Annotated in this window: 15 protein-coding genes and 1 tRNA gene; 10 read left to right on the forward strand and 6 right to left on the reverse strand. The window is 68.5% G+C overall.

The window, feature by feature from the left end; translation table 11 throughout:
- Nucleotides 1-3: 3 nt before the first annotated feature.
- Together FHX37_RS06475 and FHX37_RS06480 are read left to right on the forward strand one after the other, a co-directional pair.
- The gene (locus FHX37_RS06475) at nucleotides 4-666 is read left to right on the forward strand and encodes a 5-oxoprolinase subunit B family protein (RefSeq protein WP_141922744.1); all 663 of its coding nucleotides are present in this window, start codon (nucleotides 4-6) and stop codon (nucleotides 664-666) included.
- A 3-nt stretch (nucleotides 667-669) separates the two neighbouring features.
- Complete coding sequence (locus FHX37_RS06480; RefSeq protein ID WP_141922746.1) at nucleotides 670-1,533, forward strand: 5-oxoprolinase subunit C family protein; 864 nt, start codon at nucleotides 670-672, stop codon at nucleotides 1,531-1,533.
- A 21-nt stretch (nucleotides 1,534-1,554) separates the two neighbouring features.
- Here FHX37_RS06480 and FHX37_RS06485 read toward each other — a convergent pair whose 3' ends face one another.
- Nucleotides 1,555-3,282 carry an alkaline phosphatase D family protein gene (locus FHX37_RS06485; RefSeq protein WP_141922748.1) on the reverse strand — a complete coding sequence of 576 codons (1,728 nt, stop codon included), beginning with the start codon at nucleotides 3,280-3,282 and terminating at the stop codon, nucleotides 1,555-1,557.
- 140 nt (nucleotides 3,283-3,422) lie between these two features.
- Here FHX37_RS06485 and FHX37_RS06490 point away from each other — a divergent pair, with 140 nt between their 5' ends.
- The 4 genes from FHX37_RS06490 to FHX37_RS06505 all read left to right on the forward strand — a co-directional run bounded on the left by FHX37_RS06490 (nucleotide 3,423) and on the right by FHX37_RS06505 (nucleotide 5,251).
- Complete coding sequence (locus FHX37_RS06490) at nucleotides 3,423-3,848, forward strand: secondary thiamine-phosphate synthase enzyme YjbQ (protein WP_141922750.1); 426 nt, start codon at nucleotides 3,423-3,425, stop codon at nucleotides 3,846-3,848.
- Nucleotides 3,849-4,005: 157 nt separating this feature from the next.
- Nucleotides 4,006-4,437, forward strand: coding sequence for a DUF3052 domain-containing protein (locus tag FHX37_RS06495; RefSeq protein ID WP_141922752.1), 432 nt, complete (start codon nucleotides 4,006-4,008; stop codon nucleotides 4,435-4,437).
- Between the two features lie 122 nt (nucleotides 4,438-4,559).
- On the forward strand, nucleotides 4,560-5,021 hold the full coding sequence (locus FHX37_RS06500) for a peroxiredoxin (protein ID WP_141922754.1): 462 nt from the start codon (nucleotides 4,560-4,562) through the stop codon (nucleotides 5,019-5,021).
- 156 nt (nucleotides 5,022-5,177) lie between these two features.
- Nucleotides 5,178-5,251: transfer RNA gene (locus FHX37_RS06505), tRNA-Val, on the forward strand.
- Nucleotides 5,252-5,385: 134 nt separating this feature from the next.
- Here FHX37_RS06505 and FHX37_RS06510 read toward each other — a convergent pair.
- Entirely contained in the window at nucleotides 5,386-5,595 is a 210-nt protein-coding gene (locus FHX37_RS06510) for a site-specific integrase (protein WP_211351751.1), read from the reverse strand.
- Between the two features lie 319 nt (nucleotides 5,596-5,914).
- Between FHX37_RS06510 and FHX37_RS06515 the strand changes: the two genes are divergently transcribed.
- The gene (locus FHX37_RS06515) at nucleotides 5,915-6,526 is read left to right on the forward strand and encodes a maleylpyruvate isomerase family mycothiol-dependent enzyme (protein ID WP_342777597.1); all 612 of its coding nucleotides are present in this window, start codon (nucleotides 5,915-5,917) and stop codon (nucleotides 6,524-6,526) included.
- 573 nt (nucleotides 6,527-7,099) lie between these two features.
- On the opposite strand, the gene FHX37_RS06520 is transcribed toward FHX37_RS06515, so the two are convergent.
- Complete coding sequence (locus FHX37_RS06520) at nucleotides 7,100-8,527, reverse strand: TrkH family potassium uptake protein (RefSeq protein WP_211351753.1); 1,428 nt, start codon at nucleotides 8,525-8,527, stop codon at nucleotides 7,100-7,102.
- Nucleotides 8,528-9,523: 996 nt separating this feature from the next.
- Between FHX37_RS06520 and FHX37_RS06525 the strand changes: the two genes are divergently transcribed.
- Entirely contained in the window at nucleotides 9,524-10,081 is a 558-nt protein-coding gene (locus FHX37_RS06525) for a hypothetical protein (protein ID WP_141922756.1), read from the forward strand.
- A gap of 143 nt (nucleotides 10,082-10,224) precedes the next feature.
- On the opposite strand, the gene FHX37_RS06530 is transcribed toward FHX37_RS06525, so the two are convergent.
- From FHX37_RS06530 to FHX37_RS06540, 3 genes are all read right to left on the reverse strand, one after another.
- Entirely contained in the window at nucleotides 10,225-11,718 is a 1,494-nt protein-coding gene (locus FHX37_RS06530) for an aldehyde dehydrogenase (NADP(+)) (RefSeq protein WP_141922758.1), read from the reverse strand.
- Nucleotides 11,719-11,912: 194 nt separating this feature from the next.
- Nucleotides 11,913-12,791: a siderophore-interacting protein gene (locus tag FHX37_RS06535; RefSeq protein ID WP_141922760.1), complete on the reverse strand. Its 879-nt coding sequence runs from the start codon at nucleotides 12,789-12,791 to the stop codon at nucleotides 11,913-11,915.
- 23 nt (nucleotides 12,792-12,814) lie between these two features.
- Nucleotides 12,815-13,831 (reverse strand): ABC transporter substrate-binding protein, encoded by a 1,017-nt coding sequence (locus FHX37_RS06540; protein ID WP_141922762.1) that lies wholly within the window; start codon nucleotides 13,829-13,831, stop codon nucleotides 12,815-12,817.
- A 131-nt stretch (nucleotides 13,832-13,962) separates the two neighbouring features.
- On the opposite strand from FHX37_RS06540, the gene FHX37_RS06545 reads away from it, so the two are divergent.
- Nucleotides 13,963-15,030, forward strand: coding sequence for a FecCD family ABC transporter permease (locus FHX37_RS06545; RefSeq protein ID WP_211351754.1), 1,068 nt, complete (start codon nucleotides 13,963-13,965; stop codon nucleotides 15,028-15,030).
- Nucleotides 15,027-16,070 carry a FecCD family ABC transporter permease gene (locus FHX37_RS06550; RefSeq protein WP_141922767.1) on the forward strand — a complete coding sequence of 348 codons (1,044 nt, stop codon included), beginning with the start codon at nucleotides 15,027-15,029 and terminating at the stop codon, nucleotides 16,068-16,070. The genes FHX37_RS06545 and FHX37_RS06550 overlap by 4 nt, the downstream gene beginning before the upstream one ends.
- Nucleotides 16,071-16,166: the final 96 nt, after the last annotated feature.

Here is a 16,166-nt window from a genome sequence, read left to right on the forward strand (position 1 = left end):
GCGATGCGGATCCGCCCCTGCGCGGACTCGGGCCTCCTGGTCGAGGTGGACACCCTCGACGACGTCATCGCACTGCATTCTGCTCTCCTCGAGGACACCCCGCCCGGCGTGACCGAGATCGTCCCCGCAGCCCGCACGATCCTGCTGAGGGTCGACCCACAGCGCAGGAGCGTGCACGACGTCGCCGCCACCGTGCGGGAACTGCGCCCGCTTGCCGGGCGACGGGAGACGGCGGGAGAGGTGCGCGTTCCGGTGACCTACGACGGCCCTGACCTCACCGAGGTCTCCCGTCTCACCGGGCTCACCGTCCCCGAGGTCGTCGCCGCGCACACCGGGAGCGTGTGGACGGTGGCCTTCTGCGGGTTCGCACCGGGGTTCGGATACCTGGTGACGGCCGAGCACGACCGGTTGCGGGTTCCACGCCGTTCCGAATCGCGACTGCGGGTTCCCGCGGGTGCTGTGGGGCTCGCGGGCGAGTTCAGCGGCATCTACCCGACGGCTTCCCCCGGAGGATGGCAGCTCATCGGTCGCACCGACACGGTGATCTGGGACCTCGAACGGGACCCTCCCGGGCTGCTGCGCCCCGGAACCAGGGTTCGGTTCGTCGACGTACGCAGCGCAGCCGCTCCGGGACCGGACACGTGTCATGAAGGCGAGGTGGCATAACAGGTGTCGGCTCTGGAACTGCTGTCCACCGGAGTGCTCACCACCGTGCAGGACAGTGGACGTTTCGGTTATGCGGCCCTCGGGGTCGGGCGTTCCGGAGCGGCTGACGCGGGCTCGTTCTCCCTGGCCAACCGGTTACTGGCCAACAACGAGGCCAGCCCCGCACTGGAGGTGACCCTGGGAGGGCTACGAGCGCGCGTTCGGGGAGCCGCGACAGTCGCCGTGACGGGCGCTCCCTGCCCGATCACCGTTGACGGGCGCTCCGCCGCGATGAATACCGTCCTGCACCTACCGGACGGTGCCGAACTCGCCCTCGGAGTCCCCGCGTCCGGTGTGCGGACCTACGTCGCGCTGCGCGGCGGTGTCACGGTCGACCCCGTACTCGGATCATGCAGCACGGACACGTTGGCGGGACTGGGTCCCTCCGTGTGCGCACCGGGAACAGTGCTCCCCGCGGGTAGCCCGCCCCGGGAGTTTCCCGTGACCGACACCGCCCCCCGCGCCCGTGCTTTTCCGGAGGAACTCACACTGACGGTCGTTCCGGGGCCCCGCGACGACTGGTTCCGTCCCACGGCGATGGAGACACTGTTCGGCCACGCCTACGAGGTCACCGAACGCAGCGACCGCATCGGTATGCGGCTCTCCGGGCCGCCACTGCCCCGCAGCCGGGAGGAGGAACTTCCCACCGAGGGCATGGTCGCGGGCGCGCTACAGGTGCCGCCGGAGGGCGAACCGGTCCTGTTCCTCGCCGACCATCCGGTGACCGGTGGGTATCCCGTCATCGCCGTCACCGTTGCCAGCGACGTCGCGCATGCGGCTCAAGCCCGCCCAGGAACGCGCCTGAGGTTCCGGAAGGGGACAGCATGAACCCGGGGGTGTCCCGTCGGGCTACCGGGACGGAGGAACCGTGCTCGTCCCGGCGGTTTCCTCCGACACCCGGTGCCGTCGGACGTTCGCCGTCCAATCGTGGGGCGATCCCCTCCCGGAGCCGAGAGCCGGGGGACTCGCCCAGTAGACGTCCGCGGTCCGGCCGTTGAGCTCCAGGAAGGCAAGCGTGTTGTCGAACCAGGGGCCAGCGTCCAGGCGCCACCGCAACGGGGACGGACGAACCCCGGCAGATCGCGCCAGTGCCGCGCCGACCATCGAGGTGAGCCGGCGGGTGACACCCCACATGGCCCAGCGGAGCTTTCCGGGCAGCCGGTTGCACGTCGGGGAACTCACGAGCTGGACGATCCGGCTCTGGACACTGTCCGCGCCAGCCGGCCGGGCCTGGGCCAGGTAGGAGAAATGCACGTCGCCGCCGAGGAAGAGCACGCTTGCCGGGGGAGTCCCACGATCACCGGAGGCGGCGCGCAGCACGGAGCCGGCCGTGGAGCGAAACGACCTCTGGAACGCGGGCCAGTGTTCCAGGTCGACGTCCTGGCGTAGTTTCTCCCCTGGGCCGCGTGCGAGGCGGCCCCAGGCACCCGCACAGACGGCTTCGTTCCATGCCTCCAGGTGGTGTATGGCTGGAGGCATCAGGAACGGGAGGGAACTGGCGATGATCAGGTGGTCAACGCCACCGGTCACCTGGGCGTCCAACCACGCCGTGTCCTCCGTGCTGAGCATGCTGCGGCGGGAGTCGTCGTCAACGAGCCGGCCGCACCGGGTGTCCATCATCAGGAGCCGGTTGCGGCCGAAGTCGAGACCGTAGCTCCAACGGTAGCTGTCCGGTTGGGCGTGCGCCCGCCACGCGAAAGCATCCACCCGGTCCCCGGAGTCTCCGTCGTCTGCGACCACGTCGCGAAAGACCGGGTCCGCCGCGCGTTCCTCCGCGGAGAGGTTGCCCAGATGCTGGTAGATCCAGTAGGCGCCCAATCCCGAGGTGACACGGGGCTTCCACCACGGGGTGCGTGCGATCTCCCGCCGCCACGTACCTGAGGTGTTCCAGTCGTCACGGACATCGTGGTCGTCGAACAGCATCAGGGTGGGGACTGTGGACAGCAGCCACCGGATGTCGGGGTCCGTCCACGCCTGGCGGTACAGCTCCGCGTACTCCTCGAAGGAGACAACCTCGTCCTCGGGCGGGTCCGTGTCGGAGTTCCGGGAACCACGGTGCTCGCGCAGGAACGTGCGCATCGACGGTTGGAGCTCGTCAGCGTAGACTTGGTCGCCGATCAGCAGCAGCAGGCTGGGGTCCGTGCTCCCGATCGCCCCTGACGCGGCGCGGCGTTCGGTGATCAACTGTTCGGCGTAGGAGCGCAGCATGTCCCTGCCGTAGCGCCGTACGTGCTCGGCGGAATGCGTGGTTGGGGTGTGGCACGAGCCGAAAGCGATGCGGGCGGAGGCGTCGGCGCCCAACGTACGGAGGAGACTCGGCGGGTAGCCGGAGTCGGCTTCCGGCCAGACCTGCTCCTGGTCCAGGTGAACCCGGTACGGCAGGGCCGAGTCGGTGGGCAGCCCCGTCAGTTCGCAGACGGCGTAGTGGTGACCGTGCACCGTGAACGTGGTCGCCTCTGCGGTAGCCTCCCCCGCGGACACCCGTACCTGACAGGGGGAGTCGGTTTCCACCCAGACCGTGGCGGTTGTCTCCGTAGCGTGCCTTAGCAGCGGCCCGAGTCGCAGACTGGCTCCCACATTCGCCCCCAACCGTGCGGTTCTGTCTATCGTGCTCGCAGCCGAGTATGGTGTCCAGGGGAACGGTCGTCATCTCGCCTGGTGGGCGACAGAACGTTCCGATGGTTGAACCCTGGGGGAAACTGGGTACGCGAAGCCGCATGCGGACCAAACGTATCGATCTGCGCACCGGTACTTCGGAGAGCATCACCGACATCACGAGCGCGTGCCGCGAGTTCGCCGCTAACGGTGGCGAGTCGGGGCTGCTGCACGTGTTCGTTCCACACGCGACGGCCGGGATAGCGATCATGGAGCTGGGCGCGGGCTCCGACGACGACCTGCTGGCGAGCCTGCGGGACCTGCTCCCCGCCGACGACCGGTGGCGCCACCGTCACGGGACACCAGGGCATGGCCGTTCGCACGTCATGCCGGCGATGATTCCTCCCTATGCCACCGTTCCGGTCGTTGACGGGCGAGTGGAACTGGGAACATGGCAGTCCGTCGCCGTGGTGGACCTGAACGTGGACAACGCGGAGCGGCACGTCCGGCTGTCATTCTTGACGAGCCCGGCTGAGGGGACAGGATAGGAATAGCAGGACGCTACACGGGTGACGCGTTGACGGATCAGGCTTCCACCGTGTGGACTTGGCCAGCAACAGCGGGATAAACCCGGCAGCGGGTCACAAGCCCGAGCCCGGTCCCGAACGGGGCCGGAAGAAATGGAAACTCTGGAGGAGGACTTTCGTGAGCGCGACCGCGGGCCAGGCACAGAGCGAACGCGGCCTGGCCGATCGACTCGGATTCAAACCGGGTCAGGTGGTGCAGGAGTTCGGCTTCGACGACGACGTGGATGAGCAGCTGCGCGCGTCGATCACTGAACGCACCGGTGAAGAGCTGGTCGATGAGGACTACGACGGCGTAGTGGATTCTGCGCTGCTGTGGTGGAGGAGCGACGAGGAAGACGATCTCACCGACGTTTTGGTTGATGTACTCGCCGCTGTGGAAGGTGGCGGTATCATCCTGGTGCTGACCCCTAAAGCTGGGCGTGAGGGCCATGTTCCGCCGACGGACGTCGCGGAGGCCGCGACGACTGCCGGACTGTCCCAGACCAGTCCAGTGAGTTCGGGCGGCGACTGGTCCGGTACGCGGCTCGTCGTTCCCAAAATGCAGCGCTGACCGGTCCTTCTCCGGCTCCGGGCTCCATGAGGACCCCAGGGTGAGTTGTGCGGGCCGTCCGCCGGGAGCGGACGGTACCGCTGGGCGGTTGTGGGGAGCAGGATCACAGGAGGGAGTGTGTCGTGCCGCTCGAGTCCGGTGATGCCGCTCCCGAGTTCGCTCTCGCTGACCAGCACGGCCAGATAGTACGGCTGTCTGACTTCTCCGGGCGCAGGGCTGTCCTCCTCGTGTTCTACCCGCTGGCCTTCTCCAGTGTGTGCGGGAGCGAGCTGGAAGTGCTCCGAGACAACCTCGCTGAGTTCGAGAGTGCCGGTGTGCAGTTACTCAGCGTCTCCGTGGACTCGATGTTCGCCCACCGTGTCTGGGACGACCGGGAGGGGTTCGGGTTCCCGCTCCTCTCGGACTTCTGGCCGCACGGCGGAGTCGCTCGCTCCTACGGCGTCTTCGACGAGACCAAGGGGGTGGCGCTACGGGCGACGCTCCTGGTGGACAGGAGCGGCACGGTCCGTTGGAAGGCCGTGAACCCGGTGTCCGAGGGGCGCGTCCTGGCGGACTACCGTGCGGCGCTCACCGGGCTGCGCTGACCACGTGAGGAAGCTGCCGGGCGGACCGTGCGAAACGGCGCTGGGTCGCCCTTCCCGCTTGCCAGGGCGTCCGCCGAGCATGGCGGGAGCACCGGCCGGAACCGGTAGTATTCTGTTTGCTGCCGGGTTCCCGTAAGTGGGACCCTTCCCGAGTCCGGGCGCGTAGCTCAGTTGGTCAGAGCCCCCGCCTTACAAGCGGGTGGTCGGAGGTTCGAGTCCTCTCGCGCCCACCTCCTATGCGCATGAGAAACGCCCCCTGCCCTGCGGAGACAGGACAGGGGGCGTCGTAGTTCCACGGTGGCTGTCGGTGGCCGACCGGAGGCGTCAGCGGGTGGCTGTGCTGAATGCGCGCTGAAAAATCTGACTACCACCCCTGTCGGAGGGCTTCCTCGATGCGCTGTTTGGTCCGATCCTCCTCACCGACAAGGCACTTGGCATAGATCTTCTTCAACACCGTCACGCTGTGGCCGGCCCGGTGCGCTACCAGGGGTTCCGAGACTCCCGCGTTGAGCCGGGTGGACGGGCGGGTATGACGCGGGGCGTGGGGCGCGTCCGCCAGGGGCGAGGCGGCCATTCCCGATGGGGTGTCCGCGGGGGTGGCGCCAGACGCGATGGTGGGCGATGATGCTGGCGAGAGAGTATCCCGAGCACCGACGAACAGTCTCCCGGGTGTCAGCGTCAGGGGTTCCGGGTGTTGCCGGAACGGGCGAGCGTGTCTCGGGGAGGAGGAAACGGCTCCGGTCCCCGCCTTCCCCACACTGCTGTGGGGGAGGCCACGTGCGGAGCGGATGGCGGATGCCGGGAGCAGACCAGTGGTACCGGATCCGGCCGCGAAGCTGTTTCCCGAATTGCGTGTGGGGACGAAGAGATGACCGACGTCTGGCCCGTCGTGCATGCCGAGCGGAAGGCTCTGGCGGACGACCTCCAGCATTTGTCCCGTGACCAGTGGGACGCGGTCGCTGTGCTCGGAATGGGACGTACACGATGTGCTCGCGCATTTGGTGTCCAGCGCCAAGGACACTCCCCTGCGGTTCCTCGCGCGATTCGCCGCTGCCGGGTTCGATTTCGACAGGTTCACCGCCAGGGGAGTCGCTGCCGAACGCGCCGCGGATCCCGCAGAGACACTCGCCGAGTTCCGCGCGGTCCAGTCCCGTACGAGCTCACCGCCCGCTCCGAAGGACACCAGGCTTGTCGAGGCGTTCGTCCACGGTGAGGACATCCGGCGCCCCCTCGCCATCACCCGCGAGCATCCACGCACCCACGTCACGCGCGCCATCGCGTTCCAGGCGCGCACCAGCGTGGCGATGGGTGGAGGAGAAGCCCGTGCCGCCGGCGTCTCTCTCACCGCCACCGACACCGACTGCACCCTCGGCACCGGTCCGGCGGTCGAGGGGCCGGCGATCTCGCTCCTGCTCGCGGTGTCAGGGCGCGAGGTCGCGCTGGACGACCTCTCCGGTCCGGGCGTCCGGGTGATCGCCGATCGGATCCGGTCCGACGCGACGTGAGGGCGGTCGGAACGTGATCCGACTAGCCGCGCGGCGATCGCGCTGTCGGCGTGGATGGGTCTGGCACGACCAGTGGTCTCGTGCTGTGGGACCCAGCGGCTCGGCAGTGCGCAGTGCGGTTTCTGAGGGTATCGCCGCCGTGGAACACGTGTCCGGGCTCCTTGTGGGAAAACGGCGGGATCCCCAGCAGCAAGACACACGATTGAATCTACATTGTAAAGGAAGCGGTAAAGAACTACCAGAAAGCAGGACAGTCCCGGACTGAGCCCCATCCCGTTGTTGCGCTGACACTCCTGTTGGACGTGTGAGGAGCGGCGCGGCGTACTGGAGCCGTCGGAGAAGGTCCCGGAGGGGAGAAATCCCACGGGGACGGGAGTACCCGGCGGGAACACGGACAGTGAGAGCCTTCAGAACCGCGGAGACTGCCGGCTGCCTCGCCCGGACACGCGTTGCGGGGGTTATCGTGCCGTTGCCTCCGCTGCCGTCGGAGCCACCGCGGCCGAGCAGTGGTTCGGCGTACGCCAACCCCAGGGCCACTGGGTGGCGGGACCGGTTTCTTCCGAGACGGGGCTTCTAACCGACGATGGGCTGTTCGTGGGGGTACTCGTAGCGACGCGTACGGCGGCGCAACGCCAACGCCGAGGCGAGAGTGATGGGACCGAGCCGACCCACGAACATCAGGAAGACGACGATCAGCTCGCCGGCCACGGGCAGATCGCCGGTGATCCCGGTGGACAGCCCCACCGTGGAGAACGCCGAGATCGCCTCGAACAGCACGCGCTCGAAGGTGAAGCCGGTGAGGGAGGTCAGGGCGAGGGTGGCGCCGATGACCAGCCCGACAGCCAGTAGCACCACCGTGGTCGCCTGCGATATCACGCTCGCGGACACCCGGCGCCGAGCAACGTGCACACTGGCCTCACCGCGCACGTTGGCATAGATCACGAACGCCAGGAGAGCGAACGTGGTGACCTTGATCCCGCCGGCGGTACCGGCACTGCCCCCGCCGACGAACATCAGGATGTCGGTGGCCAGCAGGGTCTCGGAACGCATCCCACCGAAGTCGAGCGTGTTGAAGCCCGCCGTGCGGGGCGTTACCGCCTGGAAGAACCCGGTCAGCAGCTTGTCCCCCACGTTGAGGGACCCCATCGTCGCGGGGTTGCGCCACTCGAAGGACAGGAACACGACGAAACCGGCTACCACCAGCACGGCAGTGGTCACCAGGGTGACCTTGGTGTGCAGCGTCCAGTGTCGCCGTTCCCGCCTGCGTCGGGAGTGCCGCCACAGCTCCACCCAGACCGGGAACCCCAGGCCTCCGCAGACGACGGCCACCGCGATCGGAACCGTGATCCACGGGTCGGTGGCGAAACCCTCCAGGCTGTCGGTGTAGAGGGCGAAACCGGCGTTATTGAAGGCCGAGACCGCATGGAACAGTCCCAGATAGGCGGCCCTGCCGACGGTATCGCCGTGGGACAGCCACAGCCGCAGGGTCAGAACCAGCCACAGCACGGCCTCGGCGACCACGGTCACCAGCAGGATGCCCATGACCAGCTGGCGCACCTCACCCAGGGTGAGACTCTTGGTCTCGACCCCGGCCCGCACCGCCATGCGTACGCTCAACGTACGACCGGCCATCAGCGACAGCACGGTGGCCAAGGCCACGATCCCGAACCCGCCGATCTGGATCAGGACCATGATGACGGACTCGCCGAAGGTCGACCAGTAGACCGGAGTGTCCTCCACGATCAGCCCGGTCACACACACGCTGGAGGTCGCGGTGAACAATGCTGTCACCAGGGGCGCGGATCCCTCGGCCTCGGTTGCGGCCGGAAGGGACAGCAGAATCGCACCCACCGCGATCACGGCCGCGAACGCCCCGACGGTGAGCTGCGGCGGTTTGGTTCGGCCGGTCAGGCCACGCAACTGTCGGGCCGCTGCGGCACGCGCACGGTGACGGGTACGAGCGCCCCACGGCGGAAGGCGCGTGTCTTTGGTCCGGGCCACGTCATCCTCCGTTAACAGCACAGACCCATGGGAGAGGTGTACGGACAGCGATCCGAGTGCGTGGTTCCCCGGCCGCCGTCGGATCGGACCTGCCTCTGGTCAACCACCGCAGACTACGCCTCCAGCCGACGGTCGGGGGCCTGGTGCGACCGTCCGCCTTCGTGGAATACGCCACCGTGGCCGCCCGTACCCCGCCTTCGGTACGTGGGAAGGAGCTTCCGCCGGTCGCAGTCCTTCGATCCATGACGGTGCGAGCTACCGCGTCGTCAACCCATCATCTCGCGCGGGCCGACGCCGATCCCGCACGGGTGGACACGTGTTCCCGAGATCCGGCCGATCCGGGAGACAACGTCCGATCCCGGCGCGTCCGGGGAGCGTCCGCCCCTCATCGCCGTTTCCCGTGCCCCTGGTGCGGGGCGGGGTGAAGCTAACGGCCGCTGTGGAGAGAAACCGCCCCTCGTGTTTTTGCGGAACTCCGGGGTTTTCCGTTTCCGGGGAGTATTTCTCTGGGGATGTGCTTTTGGATTCAGAGTGGAGATATGGGTTGTTTCTAGGGTGTGAGTGTGTCCCGCGCATCGTGATGATTCCTGACCGTTTCTTTCGTTGTTTCCCCGGGGAAAGGTGTTTCTCACTCCTGTGTGGTGCCAGTGTGTCCAGGGCTGTTGTTTTCGTGTCTTTATCGGTGTGGGAGGAATGGAACCGCTCTGTCCTCCCGCGGTTTCCGCGGATCGTTCCGTCCCCGGTAACGGAGGTCCCATGGCGCACAACGCTCCGTGTGAGAAGGCGAGATTCCACACGTGCAGGTGTTCCGGATGCGGGGGGAGCTTGCACGGTTGGCCCGGACACCTCCGTCGCGCTGGAGGGACAGCGGAGGGGAGGGAGAGCCTGCGGTCGGCAGCGGAACAGAGATGGCGCTCCGCCTTCGGAACCGGGAGAAGGGGCGTCACAACGCCGAGGGAACCGAACTGGTACCTGAGGTCCGCGGCGGCCGACACGGTGGTGGTCGACATCGTGGACTGGCTCGCCACGGGCGAGGAGAAGCGTTCCCGTGTGGCTCGGGTCGGGAGCTGCGTCTGTGACGACACCCTGAAGGACATTGACGGCTACGCGCGGAGGAACTCCTCGTGCAACGGGGACCTGCGGAAGGGTCGGTACTTCCTCACCGGCCACTTCTGGTGCGCACTCCTGGCCGATGTTTCCAGGGCCGCTGACGCCGCGCACGAAAACGTTGACGGAGTTCCGGAACGGGCGACGGAAGCGCTCTTCGGTAGCGGTGAGAATCCCGGATGGGGAGAAACGAAGTTCTACGTCGCTGAGTTCGCCCTGGCCGGCTTGTGGTCCTACGTGAAACCACTCGCGGTGGCATGGGATCTGGAGAGCCTCGTCCGCACCATCCGTGTTCTCGCGGTCCTCATCTGTCCTGACCCTGGTTCGCACCCACGGGTCGCTCGGCTCTGCATGTCGCCGCTGGCAACGGACATTCTCACGGTGACGGCCGAGTCCCGGCTCCACCAGGGTTTCGGAGCCGCGCTGGACGCTGCCTCCGCAGCATGAGCGGCGTGTTCCAGGTCGCCTCCGCGCGTGGGGGAACATCGGCGATCACCGGGCTCCCCCTCCGGGCGGGAAGCGACAGAGAGAGCTGTCCCGCGCGGGAGGCGGCCTCCCGCGCGGACGGGCCGGCTACCGGGTGGTCCGGCTCAGTCCGGGTACTGGCCGGTCTCCAGCCTCCCGTTGACACGTCGGGGGATGTTCAGCGGGTTGCCGTCCTGCAGCGCCTCGGGGAGGAGGTGGTTCGGTACCTGCTGGTAGCACACCGGACGCAGGAAACGTCGGATGGCGGTACTGCCGACTGAGGTGTGCAGTACCGAGGTGCTGGCCGGGTAGGGCCCACCATGGTGCATCGCGTGGGTCACGGACACGCCGGTCGGCCAGCCGTTCCACAGCACCCGTCCCGCCCGTCCGTCCAGACGCCTCAGCAGGGGAGCCGCTGTCTCGTCATCGTCCTCGGCGTGTACGGTCGCGGTGAGCTGGCCGGGAAGCGCATCGGCGACCCGCAGCATCTCGGATTCCGATCCGTAGCTGACGATGAGGGAGACCGGGCCGAACCGTTCCCGCAGGAACTCCTCCGTGTGCTCGAGGAACCGGGTGGCGCTCGTGCGTACCAGAGCGGGCGTCCGCGCCGGTACCCCGTCCGGTCCCGAAACAGTGTCCCCGCCGACGAGAACCTCGGCCGCCGGATGCGTGAGAAGCGCGTCGAGCCCGGACTCGAACCCCTGCGCGACGTGCTCGTTGAGCAGCGGGGCGGCGGGGAGCTGGCGTACCGAGGCGGCCATGTCCTCCAGCTCCGTCTCCTCCGGCAGCAGCAGGATTCCGGGCTTGGTGCAGAACTGTCCCGCACCGAGTGTGAACGAGCCGACATAGCCGCTGCGGATGTGTTCTCCGCGGGTCGCCACGGCGGCCCGCGTGACGAACACCGGGTTGAGGCTGCCGAGTTCGCCGTAGAAGGGGATGGGGTCGGGGCGGCTCGCCGCGAGGTCGTGCAGGGTCCGTCCGGCCGTGGTCGATCCCGTGAAGCCCACCGCCCGGGTTCGGGGGTGCAGCACCGCGCGTCTCCCGGTCTCCTCTCCCAACACGACGGCGAACGTCCCCTCCGGGGCACCGGACCGTTCCAGGGCCCCGGCGACCAGCTCACCGGTGCGCACGGAGAGCGCGGGATGGCCGGGGTGCGCTTTGGCGACCACGGGGTTTCCCGCAGCGAGCGCGGAAGCGGCGTCGCCGCCGGCGACACTGAAAGCGAACGGAAAGTTGCTGGCACCGAACACGAGGACAGGCCCCAACGGGGAGAGGCTGCGCCGCACGTCGGGCCGGGGAGCGACCGGCCAGTTCGGGTCGGCAGTGTCGATGGTGGCTTCCAGGTATCCGCCGTCCTCGAGCACCTCGGCGAACAGCCGTAGCTGGAAAGTGGTGCGGCCGAGCTCGCCGCGCAGGCGCGGCTCGGGAAGGTGGGTCTCCTCCCGGGCCAGCGGAACCAGCTCGTCCGCTGCCGTGTCCAGAGCGTCGCCGACAGCGCGCAGCATCGCGGCGCGCTCGTGGGGGCGAAGAGCCCCGAACTCCCCGGCAGCGTGAGCCGCGGCCTCCATGGTGCTGTCCAGCGTCGCTTCGGACGTTTCCCGGATCGCGGATTCGCTCATGGTGTTCGCCCTCTCCGCAGCAGAACGTGTCCCTTCCGTCATGGATAGCACCCGACGGAGAGGACGACCATGGGATCTCGGGAGTCGAGACACACCGGAGCAGGGGTGTGTGGGTCCCCGGCACGTCTCCCGAACACCTCCTGGCCCGCGCGCGTCTTCCCGGACCGGCTGGGGAGAGGGGTGGCGGTGGAGGATCACTCCTGTGCGGCGCTGGTCCCCGACACGGCTTCGGCGACGAGCCGCTCCTCGGTGGCTCCCAGACGCCAGTACCCCGTGAACGTCACCGCTGAGCGGGAGAACCCCCGTTCGTCGCAGAGGTGGCGGCGCAGGGAGCGGACGGTCGCGGACTCGCCCGCCACCCAGGCGTAGGGGTTCCCGGTGGGAAGGGCGGCGCCGCGTACCGCGTCCAGAAGCTGGCCGCGCCGCTGTTGGGGGAACCGGTCCCGGGGCAACCATGTGATGTTGGCACCGGAGCTGGTGGGGAGGTACTGCTGGTCCTCCGCGTGCGGCACCTCGATCCAGACGTGTGCCGGAACGTCGGCGGGGAGCCATGCCAGGATGCCGGCCGCCGCGGGCAGCGCCGTCTCGTCGGCGGCGATCAGTACCCAGTCGGTTCCGGCCGGTGGGCGGAAGTCCACCCCTCTGTTGTCCGCGACAACCGGGCCGAGGGCGGTGACGTTGTCACCGGGACGGGCGCGGGAAGCCCACCGGGAGGCGGGGCCGTCGTCGCCGTGCAGGGCGAAGTCCACGTCGACCTCCGCCGGGGACCAGCGCTGTTGCCGCACTGTGTAGGAGCGCATGATCCCTCGTTCCTCCGGGGCCATGGCGCGCCACTCCCGGAACCATTCGGAGCCCGAGTCGACGGGAACCACCGGCCGGGACTGGTGGGGGTGGGGGAAGAACAGCTTGATTCGCTGGTCGCGGCCTCCGGCGGCGAAGTCCGTGAGCTCGTGACCGCCGAAGGTGATCCGGAGCATCGTGCTGCTGAGGCGTTGGGTGCGCACGACGTACAGGTCGAAGAAGTGGAACGGTGCGGCTGTCGGGGACGGTGCGGCGGGTGCTGTCGTGGCCATGGGAGGAATCCTGTGTCGTTGGTTCAGGTGACTTTGTCGGCGTCGTTCAGTGCTTGCGCGAGGGACTCGAGGAGGGGAGCGCAGCCGGCGTAGGAGAACCGCGGTTCGCTCACCCACGGGATGACCTGGTCGGCCCCGACAGCGGGAAGCTCGTTCCACATGGGCTTGTCGGTGAGGTCATCGGGCTGGAGAGCCGTGCTCCGGTTGTCGAGCATGATGATGTCGGCGTCGTACTTGTCCGCGTTCTCCCAGCTCAGGCTCTCGAAAAAGCCGTCCTCGTCGAGGTTGTCGGGGACGACGAGGTTCACGCCGAGTTCGTGGAAGTAGCGCAGGTCGGCCGAGGGGTCCGGCGCGGAGGCGTAGAACAGGTCGGCGCTTCCGGAGGCGGCCAGGACCGTGGTGTCGGGGTTGTCCGTCGCGGCTTTCCGGAGGGACTCCACCGCCGCGTCGAACCGGTCCTTTGCCTCGGTGACGGCGGCGGACTCCATGTCTGCGCCGAGCGCCTCGGCGAGCTCGGCGTGCCGTTCGAGCGGTTCGGGGAGTGAGACGCCGGCCACGTTCAGTCCGATGCTCGGGGCGAGGCCGAGGATCTCGTCCGCGCTCTCCTGGGGGACGTACCAGAGCTGGTCGTCCTCGTACATGCTGGAGACGAGCAGGTCGGGCTCCAGCGCGGCGTACTCCTCGATGTTGAACTCCCCCCAGGCGTTGCCGAGGACAGTGACACCGTCGACGTCGAGATCCCCCGCCTGGACGTCGGGGGAGCCGTCCTCGGACTTCGTGGGGCCGAACACGGCCGCGCACTCCACGCCGTAGTCGTGCAGGACCGCGGCGGTGCCGACGAACGCGGTGATGGTCGTGGGGACGGTATTGGTCGAGACCGTCTCGCCACGGTCGTCGGTGAACTTCCAGGAGCCCGTGCCGCCCTCGGACTCGGAAGCCTCCGGGGAGGCGCACGCGGCGGCCAGACCGCTGAGGGCGAGCGTTCCTCCCAAGGCGAGGAACCCCTTGCGGGAGAGTTCGGGCGCACGACCGTGCGGCATGGCGTCGTTTCCTTTCTGCGTTGATGGCCGCCTGCAGCGACCGAAAACAACATTAGCTTACCCTAACCTATGTTAGGTTAAGCTAACCAAAATCGTTATGTCACGGATCTCGTTACCAGGGGAGCGTGCACGTGTCCCTCACCCACCCGCAGCGGTCCGACAGGAAACGTCCGGTCGCTCCGCCCGGCCCCGCCCCGGCAGGGGAGCGGTCCCACAACGGGGCGCGTGCGGCGGGCCTGGCGTGCGCTTTCGTGCTCCTGGTCCTCGTGTGTCTGCTCAGCGTCGTTGTGGGGGCGAGGCACCTGCCGCCGCTGGTCGTGTGGCACGGCCTTCTCGACAGTGCCTCCGACTCCGCCACCGTCGTGCGCGAGATGCGCCTACCGCGCACCCTGTTGGGGCTTCTCGCCGGAACGGCGCTCGGCATAGCCGGCGGTGTCATGCAGGCCATCACCCGCAACCCCTTGGCTGATCCCGGAGTTCTGGGGATCAACGCCGGCGCGTCCGCATCCGTGGTGACCGCGATATCCGCACTGGGTGTCACCACGTTCGACGGCTACGTATGGTTCGCCTTCCTGGGTGCGGCAGTGGTCTCCGCACTGGTGTACGTGGTCGGCGGGGGAAGCGGAGCGACGCCGGCGCGGCTGGCCCTGGCCGGAACGGCGATCGGAGCGGCCGTCTACTCCTACGTGAACGCGGTTCAACTGCTGGACACGGCGTCACTGGACAGAATGCGCTTCTGGACGGTCGGTTCGCTGGCCGCGGCGCAGACGGACACGGCGGTGAAGATGGCGCCCTTCGTCGCCCTCGGGGGGATCACGGCACTGGCCCTCGCCTCCTCGCTGAACGCGCTGGCGCTGGGGGACGACATGGCGCGGGCACTGGGTGTCGCCCCCGCGACCACCCGTGCGGTGGCGATGGCGGCTGTGACGTTGCTGTGCGGGGCGGCGACCGCCGCGTGCGGGCCGATCGTCTTCGTGGGACTGGCCGTGCCCCACATGGTCCGTGCTGTGACCGGTCCCGACCTCCGCTGGCTACTGGCCTACTGCACCGTCCTCGCGCCAGTGCTCTTCCTCGGCGCCGACGTGCTGGGCCGGATTCTCGCGCGGCCGGCGGAGATACAGGTGGGGGTGATGACGGCCCTGCTGGGCGGGCCGTTCTTCCTCGCTCTGGTACGGCGGAACAGGACGGTGGGCGCATGAGGCGTACGCGCGTGTGCGTCATCCGCCGTGGCTCGTGGTCACTGCGTTTCTCCCGGCGGGCGCTGGCCGCGGGGATGGGCTGCTTCCTCGCGGCCCTGGCCCTCGGGATCCTGGTCATCGGGAGCGGCGACTACCCGATGAGTGCGGGAGACGTGCTCCGTACCCTCGCGGGGGGAGGGACACGCCCGGAGACGTTCATCGTCAACAACGTTCGCCTCCCCCGGGTGGTGACGGCCCTGCTCGCTGGCGCGGCTCTGGCGCTGGCGGGAGCGGTCTTCCAGACACTGACGCGCAACCCTCTGGGAAGCCCGGACGTGCTCGGTTTCACCCAGGGCGCTACAGCGGGCGCTCTGCTGGCCATAGTCGTGTTCGGCGCGGACAGCGGCGCTCTGGCGGGGGGAGCGGTCCTCGGCGGAGTGGCGACCGGCGGGCTGATATATGCCGTCGTGTGGCCCCGGGGACTGCACGGCTACCGTCTGATCCTGGTCGGGATCGGTACGGCCGCCATACTCACCGGGTTCAACGGTTACCTGCTGACGCGGGCGCAGATCACCGAAGCGGCCCGAGCCACGCTGTGGCTGACGGGGAACCTGAACGGCCGGGGATGGGAGGACGTGCTTCCGCTGGCGGTAGCGATGGTGGTACTGGTTCCCCTCGTGCTCCTGGGACTGGGACGCCCCCTGAGGCTTCTGGAGATGGGAGAGGACACCGCGCGGGTGCTCGGAGTCCGGGTGGAACGCCTGCGGACGGCTCTGCTGGTGGCCGCGGTGCTGTTGACCGCCTTCGCCGCGGCTGCCGTCGGTCCCGTGGCGTTCGTCGCGCTGACGGCCCCGCACCTGGCGCGTCGGTTGACCCGCACGCCCGGTCCGAACCTCGCCGTGAGTCTGTGCATGGGGGCTGTGTTGCTGGTGGGTGCCGACTGGGTGGCCCAGCACGCCGTTCCCGGGCGGGAACTGCCAGTGGGGGTGGTGACCGGATTGCTCGGCGGCGGTTACCTGGTGGGGCTACTGGCGGCGGAACGCAGAGCCGGACGAATATGAGACACGCCGGGGCGCGTGTTGTCCCCGCCTCGGCCCGGGACACCCACCCCCGATACCGGGACGGCCGTACAACGACCTCCCAGCGTCGGGTAGACC

This window comes from Haloactinospora alba (assembly GCF_006717075.1).
GTDB lineage: Bacteria > Actinomycetota > Actinomycetes > Streptosporangiales > Streptosporangiaceae > Haloactinospora > Haloactinospora alba.